This is a genomic window from Oerskovia sp. NPDC057915 (assembly GCF_042887685.1).
GTDB lineage: Bacteria > Actinomycetota > Actinomycetes > Actinomycetales > Cellulomonadaceae > Oerskovia.
In genome coordinates this window covers 165,597-179,022 of record NZ_JBHVOS010000005.1, presented here as the reverse complement: position 1 = coordinate 179,022, position 13,426 = coordinate 165,597, and the positions used below count along the sequence as shown (strand labels likewise).

Annotated in this window: 12 protein-coding genes; 9 read left to right on the top strand and 3 right to left on the bottom strand. The window is 72.0% G+C overall.

Translation table 11 applies throughout. From position 1 onward, the window contains the following. Nucleotides 1-10: 10 nt before the first annotated feature. Nucleotides 11-1,228 (top strand): substrate-binding domain-containing protein, encoded by a 1,218-nt coding sequence (locus tag ACFVQ3_RS05400; protein ID WP_387636022.1) that lies wholly within the window; start codon nt 11-13, stop codon nt 1,226-1,228. A 131-nt stretch (nt 1,229-1,359) separates the two neighbouring features. Here the strand turns inward: ACFVQ3_RS05400 and ACFVQ3_RS05395 are convergent, their stop codons facing one another. Further along, nucleotides 1,360-2,094 (bottom strand): type B chloramphenicol O-acetyltransferase, encoded by a 735-nt coding sequence (locus tag ACFVQ3_RS05395; protein ID WP_387636020.1) that lies wholly within the window; start codon nt 2,092-2,094, stop codon nt 1,360-1,362. Between the two features lie 179 nt (nt 2,095-2,273). Here ACFVQ3_RS05395 and ACFVQ3_RS05390 point away from each other — a divergent pair, with 179 nt between their 5' ends. The 4 genes from ACFVQ3_RS05390 (at nt 2,274) to ACFVQ3_RS05375 (ending at nt 6,322) form a co-directional block, all read left to right on the top strand. After that, the gene (locus tag ACFVQ3_RS05390) at nt 2,274-3,323 is read left to right on the top strand and encodes an ABC transporter substrate-binding protein (protein WP_387636018.1); all 1,050 of its coding nucleotides are present in this window, start codon (nt 2,274-2,276) and stop codon (nt 3,321-3,323) included. A 109-nt stretch (nt 3,324-3,432) separates the two neighbouring features. Continuing rightward, on the top strand, nt 3,433-4,383 hold the full coding sequence (locus ACFVQ3_RS05385; protein WP_387636015.1) for a FecCD family ABC transporter permease: 951 nt from the start codon (nt 3,433-3,435) through the stop codon (nt 4,381-4,383). Further along, the gene (locus tag ACFVQ3_RS05380; RefSeq protein WP_387636013.1) at nt 4,380-5,489 is read left to right on the top strand and encodes a FecCD family ABC transporter permease; all 1,110 of its coding nucleotides are present in this window, start codon (nt 4,380-4,382) and stop codon (nt 5,487-5,489) included. The genes ACFVQ3_RS05385 and ACFVQ3_RS05380 overlap by 4 nt, the downstream gene beginning before the upstream one ends. Beyond that, complete coding sequence (locus tag ACFVQ3_RS05375; protein WP_387636011.1) at nt 5,489-6,322, top strand: ABC transporter ATP-binding protein; 834 nt, start codon at nt 5,489-5,491, stop codon at nt 6,320-6,322. Before ACFVQ3_RS05380 ends, ACFVQ3_RS05375 begins: the two co-directional genes overlap by 1 nt. 3 nt (nt 6,323-6,325) lie before the next feature. Here the strand turns inward: ACFVQ3_RS05375 and ACFVQ3_RS05370 are convergent, their stop codons facing one another. Both ACFVQ3_RS05370 and ACFVQ3_RS05365 read right to left on the bottom strand, forming a co-directional pair. Further along, nucleotides 6,326-6,862 carry a GbsR/MarR family transcriptional regulator gene (locus ACFVQ3_RS05370; protein WP_387636009.1) on the bottom strand — a complete coding sequence of 179 codons (537 nt, stop codon included), beginning with the start codon at nt 6,860-6,862 and terminating at the stop codon, nt 6,326-6,328. A 53-nt stretch (nt 6,863-6,915) separates the two neighbouring features. Continuing rightward, entirely contained in the window at nt 6,916-8,493 is a 1,578-nt protein-coding gene (locus tag ACFVQ3_RS05365; RefSeq protein WP_387636007.1) for a DUF1524 domain-containing protein, read from the bottom strand. 330 nt (nt 8,494-8,823) lie between these two features. Between ACFVQ3_RS05365 and ACFVQ3_RS05360 the strand changes: the two genes are divergently transcribed. From ACFVQ3_RS05360 to ACFVQ3_RS05345, 4 genes are all read left to right on the top strand, one after another. Then, nucleotides 8,824-9,888 carry a LacI family DNA-binding transcriptional regulator gene (locus ACFVQ3_RS05360; protein WP_387636005.1) on the top strand — a complete coding sequence of 355 codons (1,065 nt, stop codon included), beginning with the start codon at nt 8,824-8,826 and terminating at the stop codon, nt 9,886-9,888. Between the two features lie 210 nt (nt 9,889-10,098). Continuing rightward, nucleotides 10,099-11,388, top strand: a complete 1,290-nt coding sequence (locus tag ACFVQ3_RS05355) for an ABC transporter substrate-binding protein (RefSeq protein WP_387636003.1) — start codon at nt 10,099-10,101, stop codon at nt 11,386-11,388. Between the two features lie 186 nt (nt 11,389-11,574). Then, complete coding sequence (locus ACFVQ3_RS05350) at nt 11,575-12,480, top strand: carbohydrate ABC transporter permease (RefSeq protein WP_387636001.1); 906 nt, start codon at nt 11,575-11,577, stop codon at nt 12,478-12,480. After that, a complete protein-coding gene (locus tag ACFVQ3_RS05345; protein WP_387635998.1) occupies nt 12,477-13,391 on the top strand; it encodes a carbohydrate ABC transporter permease in 915 nt (304 codons plus the stop codon). The genes ACFVQ3_RS05350 and ACFVQ3_RS05345 overlap by 4 nt, the downstream gene beginning before the upstream one ends. Nucleotides 13,392-13,426 lie beyond the last annotated feature (35 nt).

The window sequence follows — 13,426 nt, the reverse complement described above, 5'->3', positions numbered from 1 at the left end:
GGAGCAGGAAATGCGTTCTTCCCGAGTTCTCATGGCAGGGGCCGTGACCGCGGCACTGCTGTTCACCGCTGCGTGCAGCACCGACGTGCCCGACGCCCCCGCCGCCGGAGGGGCCACCGCCTCGGAAGAGGAGTCGAACGAGTCCGGTGCGAACAGCCAGTGGTTCGTGCAGGCCGACTACGACCGCCAGCTCGCGCAGCGCACCGCGGTGCCCGAGGGACCTGCGGGCCAGCCGTGGCTGCAGGCGATCGACCCCGAGTACGTGGACACCGCGCAGTACACGAAGGAGGGCGGCAAGAAGCTCTGCTTCTCCAACGCGTCGCTGTCCAACCCGTGGCGCGTGACCGCGTTCATCACGATGCAGCAGCAGGTCGAGGTCCTCAAGGCCTCGGGCGACATCTCGGAGTTCCGCGTCTCGGACGCCGCGGACGACGACAACAAGCAGATCACCGACATCCAGGCGTTCGTGGAGGCCGGTGACTGCGACGCGATCATCATCTCGCCCTCGACCACGGCGACCTTGACCCCTGCGGTCGAGGCGGCGTGCGCGTCGGGCAAGCCCGTCATCGTGTTCGACCGCGGCGTCAACACGGACTGCATGGTGACGTACATCCACCCGATCGGCGGCTACGCCTACGGCGCCGACGGTGCGGAGTTCCTCGTCGAGAACCTCGAGCCCGGCTCGAAGGTCCTCGCGCTGCGGGTGCTCCCGGGGGTCGACGTGCTGGAGAACCGCTGGGCCGCGGCGGACAAGATCTTCTCCGAGAGCGAGATCGAGGTCGTGGGCCAGGAGTTCACCGGTGGTGACGGCGCGAAGATCAAGGACATCGTGACGCAGTACCTGCAGCGCGGTGACGTGGACGGCATCTGGATGGACGCGGGTGACGGCGCGGTCGCGGCGGTCGAGGCGTTCGAGGACGCCGGCAAGCCCTACCCCGTGTTCATGGGTGAGGACGAGCTGAGCTTCCTGCGCAAGTGGAAGGACACCGACATGACGGCCCTCGGCACGGTCTACTCGACGTTCCAGTGGCGTACGCCTGTGCTCGCGGCCCAGAAGATCTGGAACGGCGAGCAGGTCCCGGCCGAGTGGGTCCTGCCGCAGTCGCCCATCACCGAGGACGACCTCGACACGTACCTCGAGGCCAACAAGGACATGCCCTCGCTGCACTACGCGAAGTTCGGCGGCGAGGACCTGCCCGGATACCCGGAGGCCTGGGCCGACCGCTGACCCTCGGCCGGGTGATCACCGCCCGGCGGCACCCCGGTGCGCGGAGCGCGCCGCGACCACCCGGGCCGCCCCGTCCCTCGACCGACGTCGAGGGGCGGGGCGGCCCGTTCGTGCGTCCCGGCGGCCCGCCCTCAGGCGGTGCTGCCTTCGTGCCCGGACGGCAGGGCGGCCTGCGCTCCCGTGAGGTCGGCCGGGTCCGGGTCGTGCGCGACGTCGTCGGGCGTGATGCCCACCGATCTGGCGAGCGCCTCGACGTCCCCACCCTGGAGGAGCGGGAGCGCCTCGCGGACGTGCTCGTCGTCCCAGGTCCACCACCGGGCGCGCCAGAGCAGCTTGCGCCGCACCGGGTCGAACCGGTGGCGCACCACGCGCCCGTCGCCCACGACCACCGAGAACGGCGCCACGTCCTTCGCGACGACGGCGCGTGCCCCGATGATCGCGCCGACGCCGATGCGCACCCCGCCCAGGATCGTCGACTCGTACCCGCACCAGACCTCGTGCCCGACGACCGTGTCGCCGACGGGCTTCCACGCGTCGGTCGCGCCCTCGACGAAGTTGAAGCCGTACGGCGTCACGGCGGCCATGTCGTGCCCCTGGTTGCCGCCCAGCAGGAACGTGGTCCCGGACGCGAACTGGCAGAAGTTGCCGATCACGAGCTTGTCCGTCGGGACGCCCCGGTAGGTGGGGGAGTCGGCGAAGAGGTAGCGGGCGCGGCCCGCGAAGCTCTCTTGGTGGTAGTGGCCGCTGTACCAGGAGTGTCGGCCCTGGGACAGGACGATGCCCGCGTGGTCCAGGACCTCGCGCGAGGTGTCCAGGCGCTCGACCACGGTGAAGTCGGGGAAGAGGTCTCTCGCGGCGGGGTCCATCGGGTCAGTGCATCGGACCGCGTACCCCGCGGGCAAGGCAATTTGCGCAGCCTCGGTCACCCGCAACTTTCAATCCGTTTGAAAGATGAAGTAAGGTAAGGCAACACTCAGTCGGAGTGGCTCCGGTTGTGGTGAGCCCCCGGATGGGTCCCGCTGCCGACCCCACGAAAGGCCCTCCCATGCCCGGAACGTCCCGCCTGCGAGCCCGTCGCACGGCCCTCGCCGCGACCCTGGTCGCCGGTGCCCTGGCCCTCACGGCCTGCGGTTCCTCGACCGACGCGGGCGCCGGCTCCGACGCCGCGACGCCCGCGGCCGACGGCGCCTTCCCCGTCACGATCGACAGCGCGCTCGGCGAGGCCGTGATCGAGAAGACCCCCGAGCGCGTCGTGACCCTCGGCATGGGCTCGGCCGAGACGGCCATCGCGCTCGGCGTCACGCCCGTCGGGATCGAGGAGTACCCGTGGGGCAGCGACGACACCGGCTACCTCCCGTGGATCCACGAGGCTCTCGAGGCCGAGGGTGAGGAGCTGCCCGTCCAGTTCACGGGCGGCACCGAGATCGACGTCGAGGCGATCCTCGAGCTCGAGCCGGACCTCATCCTCGCCCCGTGGTCCGGGATCACGCAGGAGCAGTTCGACATCCTCACCGACATCGCCCCCACGGTCGCCTACCCGGACCTGCCGTGGAGCATCAACTGGGACGAGCAGATCGAGACGATCGCGACGGCGCTCGGCCGGCCCGACGAGGCCCAGGGGCTCGTCGACGAGATCGAGGGCCAGTTCGCGGCCTCGAAGGAGGCGCACCCCGAGTACGCCGACGTCACCTTCTCCTACGTGTACACGACCGGCCCCGGCACCCTGGGCGTGTTCCTGCCCGACGAGCAGCGCGTCGCCATGGTCCGTGGACTGGGCCTGACGGTCGACCCCGTCGCCGAGACCTTCGACGAGACCGAGGGCACCGACTCGGCCCTGATCGGCCTGGAGAACGCCGACAAGCTCGCGGGCAGCGACCTGCTCTTCACGTTCTACTCCGACGAGCAGACGCGCCAGGAGATCGAGGCCCAGCCCCTGTACGCCGCGATCCCCGCGATCGCCAAGGGTGCGCTCGTCACGAGCTCCGACCAGCCGTTCGTCACGGGGTCCTCGATCATCAACCCGCTGACGGTGCCGTGGGCGCTCGACCGCTACGTGCCCATGATCGACGCGGCCATCGCGAAGAGTGTCCAGTAGCACGACCGCTCCCGCGCGTCCGGAGGCGCCGCCCCGCGGGGCGGGCCTCCGGGCGCGTCGTGGTGCCCGACGGCGCGTCCCCGCCCGGGCGCTCGGCCTCGTCGGGTGCGTGCTCCTCCTGGTCGTCGTGAGCCTGGTCAGCCTCGCGGCAGGCAGCAGGCCGACGCCGGTCTCCGAGGTGGTCGCGGCGCTCCAGGGGCACGCGGACGCGCACGTGCAGACCGTGGTCGAGAGCCGGATCCCGCGGACCGTGCTCGGCCTCGTGGTCGGCGGCGCCCTCGCGGTGTCGGGAGTGATCATCCAGGGCATCACGCGCAACCCGCTCGGAGAGCCCGGGCTGCTGGGTGTCAACGTCGGCGCGGCCGCGAGCATCGTGACCGCGACAGGCTTCCTGGGGCTGTCCGCTGGGTCGGCCGCGGTGTGGACGGCGCTCCCCGGCGGGCTGCTCGCGGTCCTCGTCGTCTACCTGGTCGGCGGCCACCGCTCGGGGGGCAGCGTGGTCCCGCTCGTCCTCGCCGGGGCCGTGGTGACCGCGCTCCTGGGGGCGTACATCCAGGCGGTGACCCTCACCAGGCCGCAGGTCTTCGACGGCTACCGGTACTGGGTCGTCGGGTCGCTCGCCGGTCGGGACCTGTCGGCCGTCGGGGAGATCCTGCCGTTCGTCGTCGTGGGCCTGGTCGCGGCCGCTGCGCTCGCCTCGGGTCTGAACGCGCTCGCGCTGGGCGAGAGCACGGCGGTCGCGCTCGGCACGCGGACCGGCTGGGTCCGTGCCGGCGGGATCGGCGCCGCGACCGTGCTCGCCTCGGCCGCGACCGCTGCCGTGGGACCCGTGGCGTTCGTGGGCCTCGCCGTGCCGCACGTGGTGCGCAGCCTCGTCGGGAGCGACCACCGCTGGACCCTGCCGTACTCGCTGGTCCTGGGAGGCGTGCTCCTCGTCGCGGCCGACGTCGTCGGACGCGTCGTCGCGCGCCCGCAGGAGATCGCGGTGGGCGTCGTCACGGCGTTCGTCGGCGCCCCGTTCCTCCTGCTGGCCGTTCGCCGGATGCGTGCCGAGTCGTGAGCGCACCCACCCTGCTCCGCCGTGCGCCGCGACCCGGCGCAGGGCGCCCGCAGCTCCCCGGTCGGGTCCGGCGGCCGGCTCGTCCGCTCGTGCGCGTCGGGCGCTGGGTCGCGCTGCCCGTGAGCGTCCGGGCCGCCGTGTGGAGCCTGGTGCTGCTCGCGGCGATCCTCGCGACCGCCGTCGCGACGCTCTCGATGGGACGCCTCGGAATCCCGCTCGCCGAGCTGCCCGGGGCCCTGCTGGAGAACCCCGGCGGCAAGACCGGGTTCGTGCTCGACCGCCTGCGCGGGCCGCGGCTCGTGGTCGCGATCGGCTCGGGCGCAGCCCTGGGGATCTCCGGTGCGCTCTTCCAGACCGTCACCCGCAACCCTCTCGGCAGTCCCGACGTGATCGGTCTGGGCGCCGGGGCGGGTGCGGGTGTCGTCCTCACGAGCCTGCTGTGGCCCGGCGTCGTGCCGGTCCCCGTGGGGGCCGTGGGCGGTGCGGCGCTCGCCATGGCCCTCGTCTTCGTCGCGACGGGGCGGGGGTTCTCCTCGCCCAGCCGTCTCGTCATCGCGGGGATCGGCATCGCCGCGATGGCCGGGGCGGTGACCCAGTACGTCGTCTCGACGGTGCTGCGCGACCACGGCATGCAGCTCACGGCCTACCTCACGGGGTCGATCGCGGCCGTCTCCTGGGAGCACGCCCGGACGATCGGCCTCGTGCTCCTGGTGGTCGTCCCGTCCGGGCTGGCCCTCGCGCCGCGCCTGCGGCTCGTCGAGATGGGCGACGAGCTCGCCGACTCGCTCGGGGCCCGCACCCGTCCGACGCGGGTGAGCGCCGTCGTCGTCTCCGTGGTCGCCGCGGCCGGGGCCGTGAGCGTCGCCGGACCGATCGCGTTCGTGGCGCTCACCGCCCCGCAGATCGCACGCCGGCTCACGGGCTCCTCGGGTGCGGGGATCGTGTCGAGCGCGCTCACCGGGGCGCTCGTCATGGTCGTCGCCGACCTCGTGGTCCAGCAGGCGCCGTGGGCAGACGGCCTGCCCGTGGGCGTGCTCACCGGGGCCATCGGCGGCGCGTACCTCGGCTACCTCCTGCTCGACGAACGGAAGAAGGGCCGGCTCTGATGACGGACCGCACCACCACGCCCGCGCGACCCGCCGAGGGCGGGCTCGCCGCCCACGGTCTCACGCTCGCCTACGACGGCCGCGTGGTCGTCGAGGGCCTGGACATCGTCCTGCCCGACGGCGAGCTGACGGCCGTGATCGGCCCCAACGGGTGCGGCAAGTCCACGCTGCTCAAGGCCTTGTCCCGGACCCTCGTGCCGCTCGCGGGGACCGCGACCCTCGCGGGCCGGGACGTGCGGTCCTACCGCAGCAAGGAGCTCGCCCGGCGCCTCGCGCTCCTGCCGCAGAGCCCCGTGGCCCCCGACTCGCTGCGCGTGTGCGACCTCGTCGCACGCGGCCGCTACCCGTACCACTCGCTCCTGCGCCAGTGGCACCCCGACGACGAGCGGGTCGTGGCCGACGCGCTCGACACCACGGGGGTGACGGCGCTCGCCGACCGCCCCGTCGCGGACCTCTCGGGCGGGCAGCGCCAACGGGTGTGGCTCGCGATGGTGCTCGCCCAGGACACCGACGTCGTCCTGCTCGACGAGCCGACGACGTTCCTCGACCTCGCCCACCAGATCGAGATCCTCGAGCTCTGCCAGGACCTGCGGGCCGCGGGCAGGACCGTCGTCGCCGTGCTGCACGACCTCAACCAGGCCGCGCGCTACGCGACCCACCTGGTCGTCATGAAGGACGGGGCCGTCGTCGGGCAGGGCGACCCCCACGAGGTCATGACGGCCGCCCTCGTCGAGGACGTGTTCGGGCTCGCGTGCCAGGTCGTGCCTGACCCGCAGACGGGGGCGCCGCTGATCGTCCCGCTCGCGCGGGAGGCGCGTGCCGCTCGGGCGTGAGGGTCAGTCGGCCGCGCGCGCCGTGGTCGGGGTGCCGGTGGTACCCGCCTCGACGTCGCGCACGGCCTTGTAGCGCGCCCACTCGTCGCGCAGCGTGCCGTAGAAGCCGAGCAGCCAGACCATGTAGTCGTGCATGTTGCGCAGCCGCACGTGCGCCGGACCGCTCGGGTCGGTGAAGGACAGTGCGACGTCCGACAGCTCGCGCTGCCGCTCGAGGTACGCGTGCTCGTTGTCGAGGAACCCGCCCCACACGTCCGCGTCCATCACGAAGTAGTGCGTCCGGTCGCCCGGGCGACGAAAGCTGCGGACGAAGCCGATCTCCAGGAGCCTGCGCGTGTAGGTCGACACTGACCCGCGGCTCGCCCCCGTCGCCTCCATGAGCTCGTCGGCGGTCACCCCGGGGGAGTCGCTGATGAGCAGGTGGCCCACGATGCGGCCCTCGATGCGCGACAGGCCCTGGCTCGACCAGTACCCGGCGAACCGGTCGACGAACCACGGTTCGAACTCGGCGCGGGTCGACGGTGCGTCAGCGGGGTCCACCCGCACAGTCTCTCAGCCCCGCGCGTCACACCGGGGGCGCGCGACGGGCGTCGTCACCACCACGCCCGCTTGAAGCCTGCCGCCTCCGCGTCCTTGCGGCTCTCGAAGCACACGTCGGCCTTGACCTCCCGGAAGTTCCACTCCTCTCCCCGCACGTAGTAGACGTTGGTCGCGCCGTCGATCTGGCGCACGTAGAGGCCCTTGATCTTGCAGTCCTCGGGGATCGGGGTCGTGCTGGTGCTCGGCGACGGCGCAGGGGCGGGCGTCGAGGGCTCCGGGGCGGGCAGGGGCTCGGCGACCGGGGGTGCCTCGGGCGTCGGGGCCTGCGTCGGGCGTGGCCGCGGCCTCTCGACCGGAGGGGCGACGGGGTCGCGAGGCGGAGGGAGCGCGCTGCCGGTCGGCAGGGGCTCGCCCGGGCACGTCGAGAGGACGGCGACGAGGGCTGCCTTCTCGCTGCTGGTCACGCGCAGCCCGTAGGTGTACTTGACGCCCACCTGGCGTGCGACGTACGCGCAGCGGTACGCCTCGTTCGGGGGGAGCCAGGCCGACGCGTCCCCGTCGCCCTTCTGCTGGTTGAGGGCGCCGTCGACGACGAGGACGTTGAGCGGGTCGTTCGCGAAGGCCTCGCGCCGTGCCGCGTCCCACGCCCGCGCACCCTTGTGCCACGCGTCGGTCAGGGCGACCACGTGGTCCACCTGGACCTTCTCCGAGGAGAGCGGACCACGCTCGAAAGCGATCTCGGCGCCGCCGTAGGGGTCGGCGAGCAGGCCCGTCAGGACGACGCAGTCGTTCGTCCCCGGCTTGAACGAGGTCCCGGTGAGCGACCGGGCGAGCGCGTCGTTGCGGGTGTCGCACCCGTTGCCGTCGGTGTCCGCGAAACGTGCCCCGAACGCCTCGACGGAGAACGCCGCGGAGACGTCCCGGTCGCCGACCTCGAGCAGCGCGACCGTCGCGAGCGCCGACTGGGAGGGAGCTGCGGCCACGACCTCGTCGACGTCGAGGGTCGGCACCGCGAGGACTGCCGAGTTGGCCACCTCGAGATAGTCCGGGGTCCGGTCCTCAGCGGGCTCCTCGACGGGGGGCGGGGCGGTCGTCGACTTGGAGCTCACGGGGGCCGGTGGCCTGTCCGAGCCGCCCTTCTGGGCGAGGGCCACGCCGCTCCCGGCGAGCGCGACGACGAGCACGGCACAGCCCGCCCAGAGCGCAGGCCCGGACAGCAGCCCTTGCCGGGAGGCCGGCCGACGCGCCGAGGTGTCGCGACGCGCCGACGCGCGCGACGTCGTCGGGCCCGTGGGTGCCGGGGACTGCGTGACGGGTCCTGGAGGGAGCGGTCCCGGCGGGGGCGGGATCGGGGGCAGAGCCCGCACGGTCGAGACCGGCGCGTACGACGCGGGCTGCTCCTCGACGTCCGGACGGACCTCCGCGAAGGGGGTGCCGGGGGGCTTTTCACCCGACGGCCTCGGCGGGCGGAGGGCGTCGTCCCCGAGCGTCCCGACGCCGAGGGGGAGGCGCTGCGTGCTGGCGGGCAGGACCGTGGGGCGGGTGTGCTGGGACCAGCGGTCGCCGTCGAACCACCGTTCCGTACCGGCTGCGGAGGGGTCGGGGTACCACCCCGGGGCGGTGCGACCCATCACGCCTCCTGCTGCTCTGGTCGCCTGCGTGCAACCCGCCGGCGGCGTCCTGGACCGACAGGGCGATCGAAGGCTAGCGGAGAGCGCCGGAAGGGCACGAATCGGTCCGTCGCCCACGCGGCGCGGGGCGTGGACGCGGTCTCACGGCGATGCGGGGAGGGGTCGGTCCACCGGATGCTTGACAGCGCTGTCAGATTCGGGTCTACTCGCCCCAGGAAGCGCCGGACGGTCCTGACCGCCCGAACCGCGTCGGTCGTGACACGTCGGGGCGGAGCCAACCGGGGGTGTGGAAGAATCCCCGCCAGTCGAACCGTGCGGGGGTGGGTGCACATGGCCGCAGGAGGCCGCGCCGCGCGCGGCGGAGGTCGCCCGACCCTCGCCGCAGTGGCCGAGGCCGCGGGAGTCAGCCTCAAGACGGCGTCCCGCGTGCTCAACGACGAACCCAGCGTCGCCGAGGCGACCCGCCTCAAGGTGCGCACGGCCGCCGACGCACTCGGGTTTCGACGCAACGCGGTCGCAGCGGACCTCGCGCGCGGCGGAGGCTCCCGGCTCGTCGGGTTCGTGACCGGGGACATCGCCAACCCCTTCTACTCCGACCTCGCGGGCGGGATCGAGCGCGAGCTGCGCAAGCACGGGCTCCAGCTCATCACCACGAGCTCCGACGAGGACGCGGACCAGGAGCGTGAGCTCATCGACGCGCTGATCGAACGCCGCGTCGCCGCCCTGTTCATCGCCCCCACGGCGACGGACCACTCCTACCTGCACGCCGAGCTCGCCTCCGGAGTACCCGTCGTCTTCCTCGACCGCCCGCCGAGCGGGATCGAGGCCGACACCGTCGTGCTCGACAACCGCGCCGGCGCGGCCGCAGCGACCCGGCACCTGCTCGCGCAGGGGCACCGCCGGATCGCGCTCGCCGGCGACCTGTCCCGCCTGTGGACGTTCCGCGAACGGCACGAGGGCTTCGTCGCCGCGCTGCGCGAAGCCGGGATCGAGGACCCCGAGCGCTACGTGCGCGACGGGCTGCACGACGCCGCGACCGCCCGCGAGGCGGTCCAGGGACTCCTCGCCCTCGACGAGCCGCCCACCGCGATCCTCACGGCCAACAACAAGATCACCCAGGGTGCGCTCCGGGCGCTGCGCACCGGTCACGGCACGCGCCGCGACGTCGCCCTCGTCGGGTTCGACGACTTCGAGCTCGCGGACGTCCTCGACGTGACCGTCGTGGGCTACGAGATCTCCGTGATGGGCCAGGAGGCCGCGCGGCTCGCCGTCGACCGCATCGAGTCGCCCGGAGGGGCCCCGCGGCTGCGGGTCGTCCCGACCGCCCTGATCCCCCGGGGGTCCGGGGAGATCGCGCCGCGCCAGGCAGCGATGGAGGTCCCGGCAGGGCGGTGACCCGACGGGCCGGGTCTCGCTCGGTCCTGACCGACCCGGCCGGGCCTGCCGACCCTGCCGGGTCGGTCGCTTTGTCGTCGTCGTCCTCTTCGAGCCCTGCCCAGGTCTCCTCGAGGTAACGATTCGGCGCAGCTCTTTGACAGATCCCGGTGCACGGTCTTACGTTCGACCTGTTCCTGACAGCGCTGTCAACGACGAAAGTAGGACCCCATGCGTAACGGATTACGCGTCGCCGGGGCACTGGTGGGCACCGCAGCCCTCCTGGCCCTCGCGGCTTGCAGCGGCGACTCTGGTAGCGATTCCACCTCGGGCGGCACGGGGGGTGGCTCAGGCGGCGACGTCGAGGTCTTCACCTGGTGGGCCGCCGGCTCCGAGAAGGCCGGCCTCGACGCCCTCGTCTCGGTCTTCGACGAGCAGCACCCCGACTACACGTTCGTGAACGGCGCGGTCGCCGGTGGCGCCGGATCGGCCGCCAAGGACCTGCTCCAGACCCGGCTCCAGGCCAACGACCCGCCGGACACCTTCCAGGCCCACGCGGGCGCCGAGCTCACGGACTACATCGACGCCGCCCAGATCGAGGACATCTCCGACCTCTACGACGAGTTCGGGGTCACGGACGTCTTCCCGCAGGACCTCATCGACCTCCTCACGGTCGACGGCAAGATCTACTCGATGCCCTCCAACATCCACCGCTCGAACATGGTCTGGGCCAACCCCGCGGTCCTGACCGAGGCGGGCCTCGACCCCGCGGCGACCTACGCGACCCTCGACGACTGGTTCGCGGCTCTCGACGCGGTCCAGGCCACGGGCAAGACCGCCCTCTCGGTCGGCCAGACGTGGACCCAGGTCAACCTGCTCGAGACGGTCCTCATGGCCGACCTCGGCGCCGAGGCCTACAACGGGCTCTGGGACGGCACGACCGACTGGAAGAGCCCCGAGGTCACGGCCGCTCTCGAGGACTTCCAGAAGCTCATGAGCTACACCAACACCGACCGCGACGGCCTGGACTGGCCCGAGGCCACCCAGCTCGTCATGGACGGCGACGCCGCGTTCAACGTCATGGGCGACTGGGCCGTGGCGGCGTTCGAGGAGGCCGGCAAGACGGCCGGCACGGACTTCACCTACTTCCCGGTCCCCGGGACGGACGGCATGTTCGGGTTCCTCGCCGACTCGTTCACGCTCCCCGTGGGCGCCAAGAACCCCGACGGTGCCAAGGCGTGGCTCGAGACGGTCTCGAGCCTCGAGGGCCAGACGGCGTTCAACAAGGCCAAGGGCTCCATCCCGGCCCGCACCGACGCGAACCCTGCCGACTTCTCGGAGTACCAGCAGACGGCCATCACCTCGTTCGCGGACGACACGATCGTGCCGTCGCTCGCCCACGGCGCAGCCGCCTCGGTCGCCGTGCTCAACGCCATCTCGGACGCGACGAGCAAGTTCACGTCCGGTGCCTCCGACCTGGCGCAGTACCAGGCCGACCTGGCCGCCGCGACCGCCGAGTAGGCCGCAGGCGGCGCCCGTCGCAGAGCTGCTCGCGCAGCCCGCGACGGGCGCCGCCCGGTCGCGTCACGCACCCGCGGCGCCCCGCCGCACCGCCTCGTTCCCCGCCGCACCGGTCGGCGGGCGCTCCCGCACCCCCGTGCGCAGCGTGCGCCCCGGACCGTGCCCGCACACCTTGGAGGATCACCGGTGATCCACTCCGCCCGACGATGGGGGCCGCCGCTGCTCCTCGTCGCCCCGTCCCTGATCCTGGTGGGGGTGTTCGTCTACGGCCTCATCGGGATCAACTTCTCGACCTCGACCACCGACATGCACAAGGCCGCACAGTCCACGGGGCAGGCACCCGTGTCCCGTGTGGGCTTCCAGAACTACCTCGACCTGCTCGCGAGCCCGGAGTTCCAGCACTCCCTGCTGAACCTCCTGATCTACACCGTGGTCTTCCTGGTGGGCACCATGGTCGTCGGGTTCGTCTGGGCCTGGCTCCTCGACAAGCCCGTCAAGGGCGAAGGGTTCTTCCGCGCCGTCTACCTGTTCCCCATGGCGGTCTCGTTCATCGCCTCGGGCGTCGTGTGGCGCTGGCTCCTCAACTCGAACCAGGGCGAGAAGGCGAGCGGCCTCAACCGGCTGTTCCAGATGATCGGGCTCGACGCGCTGCAGAACAACTGGTGGAACAACGTCACCTTCGGTATCGCGGCCATCGCGATCCCCGCGATCTGGCAGCTCTCCGGCTACGTCATGGCGCTCTTCCTCGCAGGGTTCCGCGGCATCCCGGAGGAGCTGCGCGAGGCGGCCCGCATCGACGGTGCGAGCGAGTGGAAGCTGTACCGCTACGTGCTCTTCCCGCAGCTCACCCCGATCGCGCTGTCCGCGCTCATCATCGTGGGCCACATGTCGCTCAAGGCGTTCGACCTCATCATGTCGATCTCCAAGCCGTCGAACTACCAGACCAAGGTCCCGGCCGTCGACATGTACGTCTTCAAGTCGAGCTTCGACTACGCGAACGCGGCCGCGGTGGGCGCGATCCTGCTCATCATCGTGGCCCTCGTGATCGTGCCCTACCTGATCTCCCTGAACCGCAAGGAGAGGATCCGATGACCACGGTCACCACCCCCGTCGAGGAGACGACCCCGGGTTCGGGCTCGGGGTCCGGCACCGCCGGGTCGCGTCGTCGCAAGAAGCCCGTCGAGCGGTTCTCCGTGGCCCGCACGCTGCGCTACCTGCTCCTGATCCTGTTCGTGCTCATCGTCCTCGTGCCCGTGTACGTCCTGCTCGTCACGAGCTTCAAGGGACCGGGCGACGCCGCCCCGACCCGCGCCTGGAACCTGCCGCAGGTGTGGACCACCGAGAACTGGCAGGCGGCGTGGACCGCGCTGTCACCGGCGATCCTGCGCACGCTCCAGATGGTGGTCCCGGCCGCGTTGATCTCGGCGTTCCTCGGGTCGCTCAACGGGTTCGTGCTCTCGCGCTGGCGGTTCCGCGGCGCGAACCTCGTCTTCACGCTCATCCTCTTCGGCATGTTCATCCCGTACCAGGCGGTGATCATCCCGCTCAACCAGCTCGTCCTGAGCCTCGACCTGCCGAGCGGCATCCCGACGCTGATCGTGCTGCACGTGATCTACGGCCTGCCGATCACGACGCTGATCTTCCGCAACTACTACCAGACCGTCCCGAACGAGCTCATCGAGGCCGCGCGCGTCGACGGGGCGGGCATGCTGCGCACCTACTGGTCGATCGTCCTGCCGCTCTCGATCCCGAGCTTCGTGGTCGTGCTGATCTGGCAGTTCACGTCGGCGTGGAACGACTTCCTCTTCGCGGTGTTCTTCTCCTCGAGCCAGAACGGTCCGGTCACGCTCGCGCTCAACAACCTCGCGAACGGGGCGCTGCTGCAGAACTACGGCGTGTCGATGGCGGGGGCGCTGTTCGCTTCGCTCCCGACCCTCCTGGTCTACATCCTGCTCGGCAAGTACTTCATGGGCGGGCTCATGTCCGGGTCGGTCAAGGGGTGAGGCGGCCTGGCCGGGCGGCCTGGCCGGGCTCGGCG

Excerpts from the sequence above, each read along its gene's own strand:
- ACFVQ3_RS05400 (WP_387636022.1), top strand. The coding sequence starts at position 11 with ATGCGTTCTTCCCGAGTTCTCATGGCAGGGGCCGTGACCGCGGCACTG.
- ACFVQ3_RS05395 (WP_387636020.1), bottom strand. The coding sequence starts at position 2,094 with ATGGACCCCGCCGCGAGAGACCTCTTCCCCGACTTCACCGTGGTCGAG.
- ACFVQ3_RS05390 (WP_387636018.1), top strand. The coding sequence starts at position 2,274 with ATGCCCGGAACGTCCCGCCTGCGAGCCCGTCGCACGGCCCTCGCCGCG.
- ACFVQ3_RS05375 (WP_387636011.1), top strand. The coding sequence starts at position 5,489 with ATGACGGACCGCACCACCACGCCCGCGCGACCCGCCGAGGGCGGGCTC.
- ACFVQ3_RS05365 (WP_387636007.1), bottom strand. The coding sequence starts at position 8,493 with ATGGGTCGCACCGCCCCGGGGTGGTACCCCGACCCCTCCGCAGCCGGT.
- ACFVQ3_RS05360 (WP_387636005.1), top strand. The coding sequence starts at position 8,824 with ATGGCCGCAGGAGGCCGCGCCGCGCGCGGCGGAGGTCGCCCGACCCTC.
- ACFVQ3_RS05355 (WP_387636003.1), top strand. The coding sequence starts at position 10,099 with ATGCGTAACGGATTACGCGTCGCCGGGGCACTGGTGGGCACCGCAGCC.
- ACFVQ3_RS05345 (WP_387635998.1), top strand. The coding sequence starts at position 12,477 with ATGACCACGGTCACCACCCCCGTCGAGGAGACGACCCCGGGTTCGGGC.